The sequence below is a fragment of the Pseudomonas sp. CF161 genome, assembly GCF_000416215.1.
Taxonomy (GTDB): domain Bacteria; phylum Pseudomonadota; class Gammaproteobacteria; order Pseudomonadales; family Pseudomonadaceae; genus Aquipseudomonas.
This window is the reverse complement of sequence record NZ_ATLP01000038.1, coordinates 1-17,325: the sequence shown is the minus strand read 5'-3', so window position 1 is coordinate 17,325 and position 17,325 is coordinate 1. Positions and strand designations below refer to the sequence as shown.

Annotated in this window: 17 protein-coding genes and 1 pseudogene; 4 read left to right on the top strand and 14 right to left on the bottom strand. The window is 61.5% G+C overall.

The annotated features are described in order from the left end of the window. The first annotated feature begins 60 nt into the window (after nucleotides 1–60). The gene (locus CF161_RS05340; RefSeq protein WP_020295544.1) at nucleotides 61–774 is read left to right on the top strand and encodes a UTRA domain-containing protein; all 714 of its coding nucleotides are present in this window, start codon (nucleotides 61–63) and stop codon (nucleotides 772–774) included. 44 nt (nucleotides 775–818) lie between these two features. On the opposite strand, the gene CF161_RS05335 is transcribed toward CF161_RS05340, so the two are convergent. The 8 genes from CF161_RS05335 to minC all read right to left on the bottom strand — a co-directional run bounded on the left by CF161_RS05335 (nucleotide 819) and on the right by minC (nucleotide 8,530). After that, complete coding sequence (locus tag CF161_RS05335) at nucleotides 819–2,975, bottom strand: mechanosensitive ion channel family protein (RefSeq protein ID WP_020295543.1); 2,157 nt, start codon at nucleotides 2,973–2,975, stop codon at nucleotides 819–821. A gap of 79 nt (nucleotides 2,976–3,054) precedes the next feature. Further along, complete coding sequence (locus CF161_RS33075; RefSeq protein WP_020295542.1) at nucleotides 3,055–3,231, bottom strand: hypothetical protein; 177 nt, start codon at nucleotides 3,229–3,231, stop codon at nucleotides 3,055–3,057. A gap of 168 nt (nucleotides 3,232–3,399) precedes the next feature. Beyond that, on the bottom strand, nucleotides 3,400–4,689 hold the full coding sequence (locus CF161_RS05330; RefSeq protein ID WP_020295541.1) for a M18 family aminopeptidase: 1,290 nt from the start codon (nucleotides 4,687–4,689) through the stop codon (nucleotides 3,400–3,402). A gap of 94 nt (nucleotides 4,690–4,783) precedes the next feature. Continuing rightward, nucleotides 4,784–5,626, bottom strand: a complete 843-nt coding sequence (locus CF161_RS05325; RefSeq protein ID WP_043228690.1) for a lipopolysaccharide kinase InaA family protein — start codon at nucleotides 5,624–5,626, stop codon at nucleotides 4,784–4,786. Between the two features lie 173 nt (nucleotides 5,627–5,799). Further along, complete coding sequence (locus CF161_RS05320) at nucleotides 5,800–6,435, bottom strand: RluA family pseudouridine synthase (protein ID WP_020295539.1); 636 nt, start codon at nucleotides 6,433–6,435, stop codon at nucleotides 5,800–5,802. 90 nt (nucleotides 6,436–6,525) lie between these two features. After that, nucleotides 6,526–6,780, bottom strand: coding sequence for a cell division topological specificity factor MinE (gene minE, locus CF161_RS05315; RefSeq protein WP_019693048.1), 255 nt, complete (start codon nucleotides 6,778–6,780; stop codon nucleotides 6,526–6,528). Further along, nucleotides 6,780–7,592: a septum site-determining protein MinD gene (minD, locus tag CF161_RS05310; protein ID WP_020295538.1), complete on the bottom strand. Its 813-nt coding sequence runs from the start codon at nucleotides 7,590–7,592 to the stop codon at nucleotides 6,780–6,782. The genes minE and minD overlap by 1 nt, the downstream gene beginning before the upstream one ends. Nucleotides 7,593–7,792: 200 nt before the next feature. Further along, nucleotides 7,793–8,530: a septum site-determining protein MinC gene (gene minC / locus CF161_RS05305; RefSeq protein WP_043228749.1), complete on the bottom strand. Its 738-nt coding sequence runs from the start codon at nucleotides 8,528–8,530 to the stop codon at nucleotides 7,793–7,795. Nucleotides 8,531–8,651: 121 nt separating this feature from the next. Between minC and CF161_RS05300 the strand changes: the two genes are divergently transcribed. Both CF161_RS05300 and CF161_RS05295 read left to right on the top strand, forming a co-directional pair. Further along, on the top strand, nucleotides 8,652–9,584 hold the full coding sequence (locus CF161_RS05300; protein WP_020295536.1) for a lipid A biosynthesis lauroyl acyltransferase: 933 nt from the start codon (nucleotides 8,652–8,654) through the stop codon (nucleotides 9,582–9,584). 47 nt (nucleotides 9,585–9,631) lie between these two features. Further along, complete coding sequence (locus CF161_RS05295) at nucleotides 9,632–10,843, top strand: patatin-like phospholipase family protein (RefSeq protein WP_020295535.1); 1,212 nt, start codon at nucleotides 9,632–9,634, stop codon at nucleotides 10,841–10,843. Here the strand turns inward: CF161_RS05295 and denD are convergent. Both denD and CF161_RS05285 read right to left on the bottom strand, forming a co-directional pair. Then, nucleotides 10,818–11,792, bottom strand: a complete 975-nt coding sequence (gene denD, locus CF161_RS05290; protein ID WP_020295534.1) for a D-erythronate dehydrogenase — start codon at nucleotides 11,790–11,792, stop codon at nucleotides 10,818–10,820. The genes CF161_RS05295 and denD overlap by 26 nt on opposite strands. 15 nt (nucleotides 11,793–11,807) lie before the next feature. Further along, nucleotides 11,808–13,118 (bottom strand): MFS transporter, encoded by a 1,311-nt coding sequence (locus CF161_RS05285; RefSeq protein ID WP_043228745.1) that lies wholly within the window; start codon nucleotides 13,116–13,118, stop codon nucleotides 11,808–11,810. Between the two features lie 166 nt (nucleotides 13,119–13,284). Between CF161_RS05285 and CF161_RS05280 the strand changes: the two genes are divergently transcribed. Continuing rightward, complete coding sequence (locus CF161_RS05280) at nucleotides 13,285–14,061, top strand: FadR/GntR family transcriptional regulator (RefSeq protein WP_020295532.1); 777 nt, start codon at nucleotides 13,285–13,287, stop codon at nucleotides 14,059–14,061. A 57-nt stretch (nucleotides 14,062–14,118) separates the two neighbouring features. On the opposite strand, the gene CF161_RS05275 is transcribed toward CF161_RS05280, so the two are convergent. From CF161_RS05275 to CF161_RS05265, 4 genes and pseudogenes are all read right to left on the bottom strand, one after another. Next, the gene (locus tag CF161_RS05275; protein WP_020295531.1) at nucleotides 14,119–14,904 is read right to left on the bottom strand and encodes an outer membrane protein OmpK; all 786 of its coding nucleotides are present in this window, start codon (nucleotides 14,902–14,904) and stop codon (nucleotides 14,119–14,121) included. Next, complete coding sequence (locus CF161_RS32775; protein ID WP_156882661.1) at nucleotides 14,901–15,386, bottom strand: hypothetical protein; 486 nt, start codon at nucleotides 15,384–15,386, stop codon at nucleotides 14,901–14,903. The genes CF161_RS05275 and CF161_RS32775 overlap by 4 nt, the downstream gene beginning before the upstream one ends. A gap of 170 nt (nucleotides 15,387–15,556) precedes the next feature. Then, on the bottom strand, nucleotides 15,557–16,915 hold the full coding sequence (locus CF161_RS05270) for a nucleobase:cation symporter-2 family protein (protein WP_020295530.1): 1,359 nt from the start codon (nucleotides 16,913–16,915) through the stop codon (nucleotides 15,557–15,559). 115 nt (nucleotides 16,916–17,030) lie between these two features. Further along, nucleotides 17,031–17,325, bottom strand: a pseudogene (locus CF161_RS05265) (hypothetical protein); the annotation flags it as partial.

Sequence of the window (17,325 nt, the reverse complement as noted above, 5' to 3'; positions counted from 1 at the left end):
CTTGTTTGCCAGGCTGGCTGCCCTGTAACAGTGCTGGTCTAGTCCAGATAGGTAACGTTGATGCGCATCGATGCAACAAAGGCGGTAACCGCCATTGGCCAGGTCCTGCAGGAACAGATCGACCATGGCCTGCTGGCGGCGGGCAGCAAGTTGCCGGCCGAGCGCAAACTCAGTGAGTTGTTCGGCACCACCCGTATCACGGTGCGTGAGGCGTTGCTGCAGCTGGAGGCCCAGGGCCAGATTTATCGCGAGGAGCGCCGCGGCTGGTTTGTCTCGCCGCCGCGGCTGGCCTACAACCTGATGCAGCGCAGCCACTTCCACGCCATGGTCAGTGCCCAGGGGCGGGTGCCTTCCACCGAGGTGATTTCCGCACGCTTGCAGCCGGCGTCGGCGGCGGTCTGTGCCTGGCTGCAACTGCCGGCGTTATCCAGCGTGATCCAGATCTGCCGGGCGCGACGCATCGATGAGCGGCTGGTGCTGTATGTCGAGCACTACCTGAACCCGCAGTACTTTCCGAAGATTCTCGATCTTGACCTGAACCAGTCGATCACCGAACTCTACGCCCGGCACTACGACCTGCATTACGGGCGGGTGCGTTTCGAGATCGTGCCAACCTCGTTGCAGGTGGAGGCGGCGGCGGCCTTGCGGGTGTCGGTGGGCAGCCCCGGGTTGCGTATTGCCCGGGTCAACTACGACCAGCACGAGCGGCTGATCGATTGCGATCTGGAGTTCTGGCGCCACGATGCGATCCATGTCGGGGTCGACGTGGCCTGATACCGGCCACTGGCCAAGTGACCGGCGTTCAGGAGGGGAGGGGCTTAGTCTTTTTCTGCACCACCGGCGCCGGTGATCACCTGGATGCTCATGCGCGGGGTCGCCAGGTCCAGGCCTGCGGCGTCGAGGTGGCGCTTGAGCGACAGGTTGAAGGCCCGTGACACTTCCCATTGCTTGATCGGCGCGGTCTTGAAGCGTGCGCGCAGCACCGCGCTGCCGGATTCAAAGCTCTCTACACCCTGAATCTCAAGGGGCGACCAGATATTGCGCCGTTGCAGCGGGTCGGAACGCATCTTCTGGCCGACATCGCGCATCAGCTTGATGGCGTCGTCGATCTCCATGTTGTAGGGGATGGCCACGCGGAAAATCGCATAGCCGAACTCCCGGGAGTAGTTCTTGATGCTCTTGATTTCACTGAAGGGGATGGTGTGCACGATGCCGTCGATGTCGCGCAGGCGCACGGTACGAATGGTCAGGCCCTCGACGGTGCCGAGGTGGCCGCCGACGTCGACGTAGTCATCGATGGCCAGGGAGTCTTCGATGATGATGAACAGGCCGGTGATCAGGTCGGCCACCAGGGACTGCGCACCGAAACCGATCGCCAGGCCGATCACACCGGCACCGGCCAGCAGCGGCGTGACGTTCATGCCCATGTTGGCCAGGGCGACGATGGTGGCAATGATGAAGATGGCCACGAACAGCACGTTACGGATCAGCGGCATCATGGTCTGCGCGCGGGCATTGGCCAGGCCTTTACGCGAGCGAGTCAGGGCGTGGTGCACGGCGGTGTCGCTAAGGATCCAGATCAGCCAGGCGAAAATCAGCGTGCCGGCGAGGCTGAACAGTTTGACGCTGACTTCGTGGCCCTCGCCTTCGGTGAAGCGGATCAGTGACATGCCCCAGACCCGTAACCCCAGCTCGATGAACGCCAGCCAGACCAGCAGGTGGGCGAGGGTGTAGCAGAAGCTTTTCAGGCGTTCGGAATACAGCGCATGGCGCTTGTGCCCGCGCAGGGGCTTGAGCGAATGGCGTCGCACCAGGCCGTTGATCACCATGCACAGCACCAGCAGCACGGTGCAGATCAGCGACTGACGCAGGGCGGTGCTGGTGTCGCCGGCGGAAACGAAGGTGGCGAACAGCGAGATGCCCACCAGCAGCAGCGCTGGCAAGTACCAGAATGTGCCGATGATCTCGATGGTGTCGCTCAGCGCACGGCGGGTCAGGCGCCGCGACAGTGGCTGGTTACGGATCAGGTGGGCGATCGGGCGGCGGAAGCGCAGGATGAACACCGCTGTGGAAAGCGCCGCCATGACATTGGCGAGCGTGGCGGCGGTGTGCGCCAGGTGGCTGCCCAGGCTGGCCACCAGGCGCGGGTCGCTGAGGGCTTCGCCAAAGGCGGCAAAACTGCCGATCAGCCACAGCGGGCGGAATGCCTGACGGCGCAGAATGTAGAGCGCGCGGTGGCGATGGGGGCCGTCAAGCACGGAAAACGCCACCACACAGATCGCCGAAAAGAAGGTGCCGACCACCAGCGCATACGCCAGGACCATGGCCAGGTCCTTGCCCAGGGAGGAAGGCAGGGCGTAGCTCATGTACACCGTGATCAACAGTGCGATCAGCCAGGGACCGAGCTTGCGCAGGGCAAAGCGCAGCATGTCCCAGGTCTTGGGGTGTTGCGGCAGTTCTTCGGTCAGGCCGAAGCGCAGCCGGACCCGGTGGCTGATCCAGATCAGCGCGGCGGCCAGCAGGCTCCAGAGCATCAGGATCATGGCAAAGGCAAAGATGATCGGCAGCCATTCGCTGGCGGGCAGCATCAGCGCCGAGAGTTCGTCCTTGGCCTGGTCGAACTCTACGGTCCAACGGTTGATCGGGCTGTCGGCACCGGAGAACTGTTTTTCCAGGCTCGCCAGGGTGCCGCCTATCAGGCCGAGCACGCCTTCCTCGCTGATCGGCTGGGCTTTTTTCGTGGTGTCGCGCAGCTTTTTCAGATCGGCCAGCAGCTTTGCCCGTTGCTGGTCGTTTTCCAGTGACTTGATCACCTCATCCAGGGATTGCCCCAGTGGCTGGTCGGCCTGGGGCTGGGTCTTGCTCGAGTTATTGAGCAGCCCCGGCAGGCCGACCGCCTGGGCCGCTGTCAGCGGCAGCAGGGTCAGCAGGCAGACAAGCAGGCAGTAGGGCAGGCGGAACAGGCGAGCGAACACTGGGCGGGCAACCTCGGACAATAGCGGATCGGCCGAGTGTACGAGGCAGTCCTGGCCAATGCGAGCTTGGCGGGCTGATTTATTCGGCGAGTTTGGCGAGGATCTTGTAGACCACCGTGCCGAGAATCAGCAGCATGCCCACCCACATAGTGAACACTCCGGCGTTTTTGTCGCGGAAGTTGAAGCCGATGGCCAGCAGGATCATCCCGGTGAGGATCGGAATGAGCATGGAGTGAAACGACGACATCGAGATCATGGCGACTGCCTTGTCAGAGAGGGTACTAATAAGTCTAGGTCGCTTTACTGCGACCCGGATTGATGTGTATCAGAAACTAACCTGTAGCCGCTGCCGCAGGCTGCGCTGGCCATATACATCAACATCAACGCATCTGACGCTCCAGCCAGCGCAGCAGCGGCTACAGCACTATGGCAACTCGCGGCTGGCGTAAAACGCGCTCAGCACTTTTACCAGATGCGCCAGGTCGTGGCTGCCGCACAGTTCACGAATCGAGTGCATGGCGAACGTCGGCAAGCCGATATCCACGGTACGCACGCCCAGGTGGCTGGCGGTAATCGGGCCGATGGTCGAACCACATCCCATGTCGCTGCGCACCACAAAACTCTGCACCGGAACTTCTTCGGCCATGCACAGGTGGCGGAAGAAGCCGGCGGTTTCGCTGTTGGTGGCGTAGCGCTGGTTGCTGTTGACCTTGATTACCGGGCCGGCGTTGAGTTTCGGGCCATGGTTGGCATCGTGCTTGTCGGCATAGTTGGGGTGCACGCCGTGGGCATTGTCTGCAGAGATCAGCAGCGACTTCTGAATGGTGCGTACGAACTCATCACCTTCCGGCAGCAGCCGGCGCAGGGTCTGCTCCAGCATCGGTCCATCGGCACCGCAGGCCGAGCAGGAACCGACTTCTTCGTGGTCGTTGCACACCAGTACGCAGGTTTCATCGGTCTCGGCGGTAAGCAGGGCTTGCAGGCCGGCATAGCAGGACAACAGGTTGTCCAGGCGCGCACCGGCGATAAAGTCGCCATGCAGGCCGATGATCGCCGCGCTCTGGGTGTCGTAGAAGCTCAGCTCGTAGTCCAGGACCACGTCGGCGTTCAAACCATGCTCGCGGGCCAGTTGATCGGTGAGTACGGCACGGAAATCAACGCGCTCGTCGCCGGCAAATTGAGCCAGGATCGGCGGCAATTCGGTTTGGGCATTGATCGCCCAGCCCTGGTTGGCCTCACGGTTGAGGTGGATGGCCAGGTTGGGAATGATCGCGATCGGCGCCTTGAAGTCGATCAGTTGGCTTTCAACCTTGCCATCACGACGGAAGGTGACGCGCCCGGCCAGCGACAGGTCGCGGTCGAACCACGGCGCCAGCAGCGCGCCGCCATAGACTTCGACACCCAGCTGCCAGAAACCCTGGCGCTGCAACTCCGGCTGCGGCTTGACCCGCAGGCACGGGCTGTCGGTATGGGCGCCGACCAGGCGGATCCCGTCTTGCAGCGGCGAATGCCGGCCCAGCTTGAACGCGACAATCGAGGAGTCATTGCGAGTGACGTAGTAGCGACCGTTGGCTTCGGTGGTCCACGGCTCGCGCTCGTCGAGACGTTGAAAACCTGCCGCTTCCAGGCGCTGGACAAGGCTGGCGGTGGCATGGAAAGGGGTAGGGGAGGCCTTGAGGAAATCGATCAGGCCTTGGTTCAACTCTTCGCGCATAAGTAGCTCCAGACAGCAGTGGCGCGAGTTTAACGTATTGGCCCAAGGCATTGCAGGGACAACGCGGCGATTGTTGTCCGCTTGCCCCCTCGCCTCAGCCAACCACCAGTTGGCCGCTGAGAAAGACGTCGCGCCGTTGTTTGCGCCCCACGTGCTCATGTTTGCTGGGCTGGTAGAACGCGTGAAACAGCTCTGACGAGACGTTTTGTTGCTGGCCCACATACTCATCGACCAGGCGATCGTAATCGGCTTCGGTAATCAGTTTGTAGATTTCCCGGCGATAGAAAAAACCCAGCTGGAAACCCAGGGTTTCGCTGTGGTGTTGGGCAGGCCTGGCAAAGCAGTTTTCGAAGTCGATGACTTTGAGCTGAGCGTCGACAGTCGGTGGCAGCATGATATTGCCGGCCCAGAAATCCATGTGGATGATTTCTTTCTGGGTCAGGGAACCCAGCAGGACGAAGGCGTCGCGCACGAACTGCTCGATCCTCTCAGGGTACTTTTGCAGCCACTCCACGCCGTTTATGTGGTCTTCCAGCAGGTGGGTGATGATGAAGTATTCCTGGGTCAGTCCCAGGCGACCCTTGGTGTAGCCATAGCCCTGCAGTGGAGGCATGTTGACCCCGCGACTCTGGGCTTCCTGAGTGTTGATCAACTCTTCCAGGGGCCAGTCGAAACGCCCGTTGCGTTGTGGCTTGCCCAGGGTCACGCGGACTTTCGCCTTGAAACTGTCTAGAGGCTGGACTTTGGCGAACAGTGAAGTATCGGTGGTACTCAGGGGGGCACTGGCACGAGTCTGCTTTTTTTCGTGGCGATGCTTGATGAGTTTCTTGAGCGCTTGAGCGACCTTGCTGGAGGGCTTCTCACGAAGGTGCAAGGTGGTGTTCAGAAAGGAAAACGTGAAAGGGTAATCAATGTGAAGATTCATACTGCTGAGCACGCTGGCATCCCGCCTTTATTTCTTCAATTTTGGATCCGAAACTTTTCACATTATTTCACAAAAAATTCACATTTAAGTTACATTTTTTTTTGGTTATTTCGCTACAAGGTGTTTCAAAAAAAAGCCCCTGGGATCAGGGGCTTTTTGAGCAAGAGCGCTGACACCGGCACGCATCAGAACGGCGCCGGGCACTCGAAGCGCAGGCGTTCACCGCTTTGCGGGTGAGTGAAGCTGAGCATGCTGGCGTGCAGGCACAGGCGTGGCCAGGCGGCCAGGGCTTGTGGGTGCGCATACAGGCCGTCGCCGAGCAGGGGGTGGCCGATGGACAGCATGTGCACGCGCAGCTGGTGCGAGCGCCCGGTGATCGGTGTCAGCTCTACCCGGCACCAGTCACCGCAACGTTCCAGCACGCGCCAGAAGGTCAGGGCGTTCTTGCCAAATTCGTGATCGACCACATGCCGTGGTTTGGTCGGCGGGTCGTAGCGCAGGGGCAGGTCGATGCTGCCGCTGTCCAGTTCCGGCTGGCCCCAGCAGAGTGCGGTATAGGCTTTTTCCGTTTCGCGGTCATGAAACTGGCGCGACAGTTCGCGATGGGTATCGGGGTCGCGAGCCAGGAGGATGATGCCGGAGGTTTCCCAGTCCAGGCGATGGACGATTCGCGCCTCGGGGTAGCCGTTTTCCTGCAGGCGGGTAATCAGGCAGTCCTTGTTGTCATCGGCCCGGCCGGGCACGGAGAGCAGCAGGGTGGGCTTGTTCACCACCAGTACGGCGGCGTCCTGATGGATGATGCGGATATTCGACAGCGGCATTAAAACAGCCTCGTAACAAACGCCAACGGCGGCTCGGAAGCCTGATGCAGTGCACCAGGTCCCGAGCCGCCGTGGCTCCAGCGGGATCGATCAGCGATCCGGCAGGGTGATATTGAGTTCCAGAATCGAGCAGCTACCCTGATTTTCCAGGGCGACGTGCACATCATCGGACCCGATATTGACGTACTTGCGGATCACTTCCACCAGTTCCTTCTGCAAGGCCGGCAAGTAATCGGGGGTGCTGCGCTGGCCGCGTTCATGCGCCACGATAATCTGCAGACGCTCTTTCGCTACCGACGCGGTACTTACCTTTTTATTGGCACGAAAGAAGTCAAAAAGATTCATTATCTACCTCCAAACAGGCGCTCGAAGAATCCCTTCTTCTCGACATCAAGGAACCGATGTTCCACGGTTTTGCCCAGCAAACGATCGACGGCATCGCTGTACGCCTGACCGGCGTCGCTCTGGTCGTCGAGAATCACCGGTACGCCCTGGTTGGAGGCCTTGAGCACCGCTTGAGATTCCGGAATGACACCCAGCAGGGTCACGGCGAGGATTTCCTTGACGTCTTCGACGCCAAGCATTTCGCCGTTACTGACGCGCTCGGGGTTGTAGCGGGTGAGCAGCAAATGTTCCTTGATCGGGTCTTCGCCTTTTTCGGCGCGGCGCGATTTGCTGGCCAGCAGGCCCAGCATGCGATCGGAGTCACGTACCGAAGACACTTCAGGGTTGGTCACGACAATCGCTTCATCGGCGAAGTACATGGCCAGGTGAGCGCCTTTCTCGATACCGGCAGGGGAGTCGCAAACCACGAACTCGAAGGTTTCCTTGAGTTCCATCAGGACTTTTTCCACGCCTTCGACGGTCAGCGCGTCTTTGTCGCGGGTCTGGCTGGCGGCCAGTACGTAGAGGTTTTCCAGGCGCTTGTCTTTGATCAGCGCTTGCTGCAGGTTGGCTTCGCCGTTGACTACATTGACGAAGTCATACACCACGCGGCGTTCGCAGCCCATGATCAGGTCGAGGTTACGCAGGCCGACGTCGAAGTCGACGATGACTGTTTTGTGGCCGCGCAGAGCGAGGCCGGTACCGATAGCGGCGCTGGTGGTGGTCTTACCCACACCACCCTTGCCGGATGTAACCACGAGAATCTTGGCCAAGGTGTTTCACCCCTAAGGAAAAAGGACTTTTAGCCCCTGAAAAACATCTCTTGAAAACTACTTCAGTCGGACAGCCTGGGCTGGAGTTCGGTCAGCAGCAGGATTTACCCTCGGTAAACACCACCTATTGCCAATTTCCCACTTCGTTTGAGCCGTTTTCGCTACGTTTTAGAGATGCTTGGAAAATGCGGCAGTATCCGTTAAAGACGAGTGATGTTCAACACGTCACCCGACAGGCTGACCTGCACGCCCGCACCCCATAACGGATCACGTCGCAGGTCTTCGGAAACCTTGTACTGGCCAGCGATGGAGACCAGTTCAGCGCTCAACTGCTGACAGAAAATCCTGGCCTTGGTATCGCCCTTGACGCCCGCCAGTGCGCGACCGCGCATGGGGCCGTATACATGGATGTTGCCATCGGCGAGAAGTTCCGCGCCCGGGCTGACCGAGGACACCACCACCAGATCGCCACCCTGGGCATAAATCTGCTGCCCGCCACGTACTGGCGAAGTGATGATACGGGTCGGCTTGATGGTCGGTTCCGGCGGTTTTTCCGGTTTTTTCCGCAGCTCGTTTTCCTGTGGGTCAAGCGGCCGTTCGCGGGCGCCGGAGGGCGGCAGCACCGGCAGATCAACGGCAATGGCGGCGGCAATGTCTTCGATGCGATTGGCGCGGATCGCCAGGGTGCGCAGGCCATGCTGGCGACAGACGCGCATCAGGCTCGGCAGATCGACTGCACCTTCGCTGGCCGGCAGTTTGTCCAGGGCCAGCACCAGGGGGGCGTTGCTGAAGAAATTCGGGGCCTGTGCCACCTTCGCGGCCAATTGGCGATCGAGGCCTTCAAGGTCGTTGCGGGCCAGTTCCAGCACCGTGATGGCGAGCATGCTGCCCTTTAACTGGAACACAGGATCTTGGTCTAGCGATTCGGTTTGGCTCATGGTCGGCATAAAGCGGCTTGTCACTAAAAGTGCCGAGACTTATAACGAGAACGCCCGCGAGCCGCAAGCCGGGTCGAACCGATGTAGAATGCGCGGCCTTGTTGTCTGTCCGGAATCTGTAATGGATCGCCCGCGTTTTCGAGCTGCATTTTTATCCCCGCGTTTCTGGCCGCTGTGGCTGGGCCTAGGCCTGTTGTGGCTGGTGGTCCAGCTGCCTTATCCATTTATAGTCCGCCTGGGCCGTGTCCTGGGGTCGCTGATGTATCGGGTGGCCGGCGACCGGCGGCGGATCGCCAAGCGCAATCTGGAGCTGTGTTTCCCCGAGAAGTCAGTGGCCGAGCGCAAGCGCCTGCTCAAGGAAAACTTCGCCTCCACCGGTATCGCCTTCTTTGAGATGGCCATGAGCTGGTGGTGGTCCAAGCCCCGCCTGGCACGCCTGGCCCATGTCGAAGGGCTGGAGCACCTGAAGCAGGCGCAGCGCGAGGGCAAGGGCGTGATTCTCATGGCCCTGCACTTCACCACCCTGGAAATCGGCGCCGCTCTGCTTGGCCAGCAGCACACCATCGACGGCATGTACCGCGAGCATAAAAACCCGCTGTTCGACTTTATCCAGCGTCGCGGTCGCGAGCGGCACAACCTGGATTCCCTGGCGGTCGAGCGCGAGGACGTGCGTGGCATGCTCAAGCTGCTGCGTGCGGGCCGGGCGATCTGGTATGCACCCGATCAGGACTACGGCGCCAAGCAGAGCATTTTCGTACCGTTCTTCGGGATTCAGGCCGCCACTGTGACCGCCACCAGCAAGTTCGCCCGCCTGGGCCGGGCGCTGGTGGTGCCTTTCACTCAGCAACGCCTGGCCGATGGCAGCGGCTACCGGTTGGTGATCCACCCGCCGCTCAGCGACTTCCCCGGTGAAACCGAAGAGGCCGACTGCCTGCGCATTAATCAGTGGGTCGAAGCCGCCTTGCGTGAATGCCCGGAGCAATACCTCTGGGCCCACCGGCGTTTCAAGAGCCGGCCGCCGGGTGAGCCCAAGCTCTACGCCAAACGCGGTTGAGTTGATTTCTTTCAGGCCCCTTTGAACGCCACGGACGGAGTGTTGCGATGAGCCCAGTTGAACCGGTCACAGGTCTGATTCTGTCTGGCGGTGGTGCCCGTGCGGCTTATCAGGTGGGGGTGCTGGCGGCGATTGCCGAGTTGCTGCCGGCGGGTGCCGCCAACCCCTTTCCGGTGATCGTCGGCACCTCGGCTGGCGCGATCAATGCGGTCAGCCTGGCCAGCGGTGCCATGGATTTCACTGCGGCCATCCAGCGCCTGACGGCGTTCTGGCAGAACTTTCGCAGCCACCAGGTGATGCGCAGCGACTGGCCCGGCGTGATCAGCCAGGCCAGTCGGTTTGTCGGCCATAGCCTGCTGGGCCTCGGTGCTCAGGTTCCGGTAGCACTGATCAACAGCTCGCCATTGCGCGACTTGCTCAATGATCAGTTGCACCTGTCGGGTATCCAGGAAGCCATCGAGCAAAAGCAGTTGCACGCAGTGGCGGTGACGGCATTCGGCTACGAGTCGGGGCAGGCGGTGACCTTCTATCAGGGCGGCGGGGTGATTGATGCCTGGTTGCGCCATCGACGGGTCGGCGTGCCTACGCGGATCACGGTGGAGCATCTGCTGGCCAGCTCGGCGATTCCGTTGCTGTTTGCGCCGGTCAAGATCGACCAGGAGTTTTTTGGCGACGGCGCCGTACGCCAGTCGGCCCCCATCAGCCCGGCGTTGCACCTGGGCGCACGGCGGGTGCTGGTGGTGGGGGTTAGCGGCAACCCGCGAGGCGCGGATGCCGCCGGACCGCGCTCCTACACCGGGCAGCAGCCGACCCTGGCGCAGATTGGTGGGCACATGCTCAACAGCACCTTTATTGACAGCCTTGAAAGCGATATCGAACTGTTGCAACGGCTCAATCAGTTCGGCCGCCTGTTACCTCCGGAGTTCGTGGGCAATGGCCTGGGCGTGGCGCCGGTCGAGGTGTTGGTGATTGCCCCGAGCCAGCCGATCGACGAGATCGCCGCCCGTCACCGCCAGGAGTTGCCGGCGCCCCTGAGGGTGTTTTTGCGTGGCCCGGGGGCGACCAAGACCAGCGGCGCCGGGGTGCTCAGCTATCTGTTGTTCGAGTCCGGTTATTGCAGCGAACTGATCGAGCTGGGACGCAAGGACGCCTTGGCCAAGCGCGAGGAGTTGTCGCGCTTTCTCGGGCTGGCGTCGGCCTCTCCCACCGGGCTGGCAGGCGAGGCACACCCAGTCACTGGGGCGGGTAATCCCGGATGAACTGGCGGATCACGCTGGCAAAGTTCTCATCGGCGGTAAACCCCAGGCTCCGGGCGTAGCGGGCACTGAACTCTCCCGGCCATGAGCCGACAATTCGCTCGATGCTGGCATCCGGACGCAGCTCGATGCGTTGCGCCACCGCGTCGCCCGAGACCTCGCGCAAGGCGTCGATCATCTGCTCCACCGTCTGCGACAGGCCCGGCATGTTGATCACCCGGCCATCAGTCAGGCGCTGCGCCGCCAGCTCATGGCCATGAATCAGGTTGGCAATGGCCTGGGCCGGTGACATCAGCCACAGCCGCGTACTCAAGGGCACCGGGCATACGCTGGCCAGGCCATTGAGCGGTTCGCGGATGATGCCGCTGGCAAAGCTCGAGGCGGCCAGGTTCGGCTTGCCCGGGCGCACGACGATGGTCGGCATGCGCAGGCTGCGGCCATCCACGAAGCCACGGCGACTGTAGTCGGCCAGCAGCAGGTCATTCATGGCTTTCTGGGTGCCGTAGGAGCTTTGCGGCGCCCAGACCTGATCGTCGTCGACGACCTGGGGCAGTTGCCCGCCGAACACCGCCACCGAGCTGGTCATGACCCACTTCGGGCAGGTGCCCAATTGCCGCGCCCGCTCCAGCAGGCCCTGGGTGGCGCTGAAGTTGACGCGCATGCCCAGCTCGAAATCGCTTTCGGCCTGGCTCGAAACCACGGCCGCCAAATGGAAAATGCTGTCGGTATCGGCGTCGATCAGGTTGGCCAGCACCTGTTCATCGGTGATGTCTCCGCCTTTGACCCGGACCCGAGGGTCGGTGATGCCTTGCACCGGTTCGCGGTCGAACGCGGTGATGCGGGTGATGGGCTGCAACTGGCTGTGACGGTCGGTGAGCGAGCCGAGTTGCAGCAGGGTTTCGATCAGGCGCCGGCCGAGAAAGCCGGCCGCGCCGGTGACGAGAATATTCATGAGTGACTCCAACTATCAGCGATTGACGAGTTTTCCGGGAATTCTGAAGACCAGCAGGGCACCGATGAACAACGCGCTGGCCATGACGTACATGCCGATCGTGGTGCTGTGGGTCAGGTCCTTGAGAAAGCCCATGAGGTAGGGCGAGACAAAACCCGCGAGGTTGCCCCAGGAGTTGATCAGGGCAATGCCGGCGGCGGCTGCCGTGCCGCCGAGGAAGGCCGTCGGCAAACTCCAGAACAGGGGCAAGGTGCTGAAGGCACCCATGGCGCCCAGGGTCAGGCCGATCATCGACACCGTGAAATTGTCGCTCCAGGTCGCGGAAATCATCAGCCCGACACCGCCCAGCACGGCAGTCAACGCCAGGTGCCAGCGGCGTTCACGCAGGCGGTCGGCGCTGCGCGAGATCAGGACCATGGTCAGCGCCGCAGCGGCATAGGGAATTGCGGTGAGCATGCCGACTTCGAACACATCGCTGACGCCGGCCTGGCGAATCAGCGACGGCAACCAGAAACCCACGGTGTAGAAGCCGGCGATCATGCAGAAGTAGATCGCGGTCAGCAGCCAGATCCGCGGCTGGCGGAATACCTGGCGGACGCTGTGCACCTGATGGCCATCGGTCTCGGCCTCGATCCGGGTTTGCAGCAGGGTTTTCTGTTCGCGGGTCAGCCAGCGGGCATCGGCGATGCGGTCGCTGAGGCAGTAGATCACCAGGCCACCGACCAGGATCGATGGCAGCCCTTCGAGGAAGAACATCCATTGCCAGCCCGCGTAGCCATGCAGGCCGTTGAGGGCGGTCATGATCCAGCCGGACAAGGGCGCGCCGATCAGCCCCGAGAGCGGCACGGCGGTGGCGAACAGGGCGTACATCTTGCCGCGGCGGCTGGAGGGGAACCAGTACGAGAGGTAGAGAATCACCCCCGGGTAAAACCCGGCCTCGGCGATGCCCAGCAAAAAGCGCATCACGTAAAACGAGGTCGGCGTGGTGACGAAGGCCATGCACGAGGAAATGATGCCCCAGCTGATCATGATGCGAGCGATCCACAGGCGGGCGCCGACCCGGTGCAGGATCAGGTTGCTGGGAATTTCCACGAGGAAGTAGGCAATGAAGAAGATCCCGGCCCCCAGGCCATAGACCGCTTCGGAGAATTGCAGGTCTTGCGACATCTGCAACTTGGCAAAACCGACGTTGACCCGGTCCAGGTAGGCCACCAGGTAACACAGCAACAGCAGGGGCAGGATGCGCCAGGCAACTTTGCGGTAGGCCACATCCTCGAGGGAGGCAGTGGGTGAGCGGGCAGCAGTTTGCGTCAGTGATTCAGGCATGTCTTTACCCATCCTAGTTTCTTGTTTTGGGTGATTTTGTTTTTATCGGACTCGCTGAGGTGTCTTAGATATCATAATACATCATACGAATTCAATGGCCGGAGACCGGGCGCGACGGCTTGCCGGAAATCCAGTACCGTTAGCCCCTTTGAATACAGAGATACCCATGTCCAAGCCTGATAACTCTTCCCGCGTCGACTCCCTGGCGTCGCTCAAGGACTCGGCCAAGGGCACGCTGGCGGATCAGGTAACGGCTGCGCTCAAGGCGCATATCGCCAGCGGCGAGGCGCTGCCGGGCTCGCGCCTGCCGACTGAACCGGTGTTGTCCGAGCGTTTTGGTGTCAGCCGTACCGTGATTCGCGAGGCGATCTCGCGCCTGAAATCAGCCGGCCTGGTGGAGGTGCGCCAGGGCAGTGGCACGGTGGTCAGCGAGGGCGCCCATATCAAGGCCTTCACCATTGACCTGGATGTGCGCGGCTCGATCGAGGCGGTGCTGCGGGTCACCGAGTTGCGGCGCGGCATCGAAGGCGAGGCGGCGGCGCTGGCGGCGCAGCGGCATACCCCGGAACAGTTGCAGGCCATCCATCAGGCCTTGCTGGCCATCGATGCGGCCGAGCAGGCGGGCCTGGACGGGGTGGAGCAGGACCTGGCGTTTCACTTTTCGATTTCCCAGGCCACGGGCAACCCGCTGTACCCCTCGTTGCATGAGTTCATCGCGCAGTTCATCAAGGAGGCGATCCGCATCACGCGCTCCAATGAAGAGCGGCGGCGGGATCTGGCGAGTACGGTGCGTACCGAGCATTTCGCGGTGTATGCGGCCATTGCCGCGCGGGATGTGGAGGGTGCGCGGCAGGCGGCTTTGAGCCATATCCATAACGCGGTCGAACGCCTGAAAAGCGCCGATCCGGCGTTTTGGCAGAGCCCGGGATCGCGCAGTTCCTGAGCACCGGCTCGACGCGGCTTGCCTCAGGCACCGAGGCAAGCCGCATCAGCCACAACCTTAGAAGTGGTACTTGACCAGCAGGCTGGCGGTGTCCTGGTTGGTTTCGAAGTTGCGCGAATCCTCGATCCCGTATTTGTTTTTCCAGTAGTCGTACTCGACACCGACGTACAGCTGCTTCTCACCCCAGTTCAGCGCCTTGCCCAGGTCGTACTTGATCTGCGGGTTGAAGTGCAGGTTGGCGTGGTAGGTGCCACGGGCGTTCTTGTCGTTGTCCACCACCCAGTCCATGAAACCGTCGATCAGGATATTCGAGTCGCCCACTGGGATGGTGTAGGACCACACCGGCGTGATTTGCCAGACGTTGTCGCCCGGGCGGCTGCCCTCGGTGTGGCGCTGGTAGAAGTTGAGCTGGAAGTAGTCGAAGCCGGGGATCGCCAGGTCGAAGCCGGGGCCGATCAGGTACGACTCGTTATCGCCTTCGCCAAACTCGTAAGTCATTGCCAGCAGCACATCCTTGATCGGGCCGAACTCCAGTTTCTGGTCGAAGATCTTGCCGAACGACAGACGTGGGCTGAACTCGCCGTAGTAGGTATCCGGGCCGACGTTGCCGTCTTCCTTGCCGTTGTAAAAGATGCGGTCGAGGAAGAAGAAGTTGTCGCCGTATTTCCAGCCATCAGCATGTTCGAAAGTGACGGTCTGCTGGATTTGCGGATTGACTTCGAAGTTCTTGCCGTACAAGTAAGTCAGGCTGTTGTTTTGCCATTGCAGCAGGTCGCCGGCCATGGCCTGGCCCCCGGCCAGCAAGGATCCGGCAAGCATCAGGCTTGTGCACGTATGTTTCATTCGGTTGCTCCCAAAGTTAAGTGGTCCGACGTTTTTTCAAATGGGCGCTCTGGTGTGGCGCCTTTTTTAATTGCGGTAAAAGTCATCCATTCGGTCAGCTTTATTGCTGATAGCAAGAGCTGAGCCAACGCGCTTAAAAAGCAAAAAAACTCCCGCTCGGCTGTAGCAAAACAGTCGATTGAGAGTGGATTCGGCTTGAATTCAATGCGCTTTGATACTGTCCAGGGCCTGGGTAAGTTGGCTTTCTGGTCAGGTTTTAGATCCGGGCTTTTTTTTTCACCGGATAGGTGCGGTCGCGGAGAATACTGGCTCCCGTGACCCGGCTCAAGTGCCCCGCAACAGCGCACTTGAAACAACTTTGGGGCATGTTTGGCCTGGCTTTGTGCCGGGGTACGCAAAGAGCGGGCGCCCGCACCTGGCCACTGCCGAGCATTTTGCTGCCCAGGTGCGGGCAAAGCTCCCCAGGGTTGGTTGATGGCCACCGACGGTTCGGTGCCCGTCAGGCAGCGAGAGTGTGGAGCGCGCATCCTGTGGCCTCTGTTGTTTTTATTGTCAGGGCGTAGAGGGTCGGCGCCAGCCCTCGGCGAGTGACCGGGGGCGGCGTGCGGTGCTGCAATTGAGCGGGGCGAGGCGTTGCGCGCCCGGTTGGCGATCAGTGTGGGTGGGCGTGCCGGGCATTTTCGGCGGCGCGCTCATGGCCGCCGAGGATGTTGAACAACAGGTTCAGCGTCAGGGCGCTCAAGGTCGCCATGGCGATACCGCTGTGGGTGATCGGGCTCATCCACTGCGGCAAGTGGGCGAAGAACTCCGGACGTACGACCGGGATCAGGCCCATGCCGATACTCACCGCCACCAGCAGCTGGTTACGGCGATCGGCGATGTCGGCCTCCTGGAGGATCTTGATCCCGGTGGCCGCCACCATGCCGAACATGGCGATGGCAGCACCGCCGAGCACCGCGGCCGGAATCGACGCCACCAGGAATGCCGCCTTGGGCAGCAGGCTGAGGACGATCAGCAAACCGCCGGCGACGATGGTCACCGAACGGCAGCGCACGCCGGTCATTTGCACCAGGCCAATGTTCTGGGCGAACGAGGAATGGGTGAAGGTGTTGAAGAACCCGGCAAAAAACGACGCGCCGGCATCGCACAGCAAGCCACGGCGCAGCATGCGGGGCGTGACCTCTTGGCCGGTGATCTTGCCCAGGGCCAGAAACATCCCGGTGGATTCGACAAAAATGATCACCACCACCAGGCACATCGAAAGAATCGGTGCGAGGTGGAACTGCGGCATGCCGAAATGCAGCGGTGTGACGATCTGCAGCCAGGGCGCCTCGGCCATGCCGCTGAGATCGACCATGCCGATCAGCCCGCACAGCACATAGCCCAGGCCCATGCCGATCAGCACCGAGATATTGACCCAGAAGCCGCGCATGAACCGGTGAATCAGCAAGATGCTGCCCAGGACCAGGGCGGCGATAGCCAGGTAGATGGGGGAACCGAACTGGGCAGCGTTGCTGCCGCCCCCGGCCCAGTTCACGGCCACCGGAAACAGCGACAGGCCAATGGAGGTAATGACCGTGCCGGTGACCAGCGGTGGGAAAAAGCGCACCACCTTGGACATGAACGGCGCGATGAGCATGCCGAAGAAACCGGCGGCGATGGTGGCACCGAAGATCCCCTGCATGCCGATACCGGGCATGCCGGCCATGGCCACCATGCTGCCGACGGCGGCGAAACTGGCGCCCATCATCACCGGCATGCGGATGCCCATGGGGCCGATGCCGAAGGATTGAACAACAGTGGCAATGCCGGCCACCAGCAGGTCGGCATTGATCAGGAAGGCGATTTCTTCACGACTCAGGCCTGCGGCCTGTCCGATGATCAGCGGCACCGCAATCGCACCGCCATACATCAGCAATACATGCTGCAAGCCAACCAGGATCAGTTGCAGCAGCGGCAGGCGCTGAATCGCAGGCGCGTCGGGGATGCGCGGTTCGGATAACTCGGACATGCAACACCTCAGGTCTTTTTTATTCTTGTGATTGAGCGGCTGTGTGGTTGCCCACAGCCTTGTGCAACAAAGGCCGCGCTACCGTTTCCGGTAGCGCAGCCTTGCTCGGCGTTACTTAGTTGGTCTGTGCCCCCTGGTTGATCCAGGCACCGATCAGGTCACGTTCCTGCTGGGTCATCTGGGTGATGTTGCCCAGGGGCATGATCTGCGTGGTGATGGCCTGGGCCTGGATGCGCGCGGCCTGCTGGCGAATCTGCTCGGGTGTATCGAACATCACCCCGGCTGGCGCAGCACTGAACAGCGGGCTGGTGGGCTTGGCCGAATGGCAGACCGCGCAGCGTTCCTGGATCACGCTGTGCACCTTGTCGAACGCGGGCCCGGCGCTGGACGCCTGGGTCGCGGCGGCTGGA

Coding starts and splice junctions, on each gene's coding strand:
- CF161_RS05340 (WP_020295544.1), top strand. CDS start 61: ATGCGCATCGATGCAACAAAGGCGGTAACCGCCATTGGCCAGGTCCTG.
- CF161_RS33075 (WP_020295542.1), bottom strand. CDS start 3,231: ATGATCTCGATGTCGTCGTTTCACTCCATGCTCATTCCGATCCTCACC.
- CF161_RS05330 (WP_020295541.1), bottom strand. CDS start 4,689: ATGCGCGAAGAGTTGAACCAAGGCCTGATCGATTTCCTCAAGGCCTCC.
- CF161_RS05320 (WP_020295539.1), bottom strand. CDS start 6,435: ATGCCGCTGTCGAATATCCGCATCATCCATCAGGACGCCGCCGTACTG.
- minE (WP_019693048.1), bottom strand. CDS start 6,780: ATGAATCTTTTTGACTTCTTTCGTGCCAATAAAAAGGTAAGTACCGCG.
- minC (WP_043228749.1), bottom strand. CDS start 8,530: ATGAGCCAAACCGAATCGCTAGACCAAGATCCTGTGTTCCAGTTAAAG.
- CF161_RS05300 (WP_020295536.1), top strand. CDS start 8,652: ATGGATCGCCCGCGTTTTCGAGCTGCATTTTTATCCCCGCGTTTCTGG.
- CF161_RS05295 (WP_020295535.1), top strand. CDS start 9,632: ATGAGCCCAGTTGAACCGGTCACAGGTCTGATTCTGTCTGGCGGTGGT.
- denD (WP_020295534.1), bottom strand. CDS start 11,792: ATGAATATTCTCGTCACCGGCGCGGCCGGCTTTCTCGGCCGGCGCCTG.
- CF161_RS05285 (WP_043228745.1), bottom strand. CDS start 13,118: ATGCCTGAATCACTGACGCAAACTGCTGCCCGCTCACCCACTGCCTCC.
- CF161_RS05280 (WP_020295532.1), top strand. CDS start 13,285: ATGTCCAAGCCTGATAACTCTTCCCGCGTCGACTCCCTGGCGTCGCTC.
- CF161_RS05275 (WP_020295531.1), bottom strand. CDS start 14,904: ATGAAACATACGTGCACAAGCCTGATGCTTGCCGGATCCTTGCTGGCC.
- CF161_RS05270 (WP_020295530.1), bottom strand. CDS start 16,915: ATGTCCGAGTTATCCGAACCGCGCATCCCCGACGCGCCTGCGATTCAG.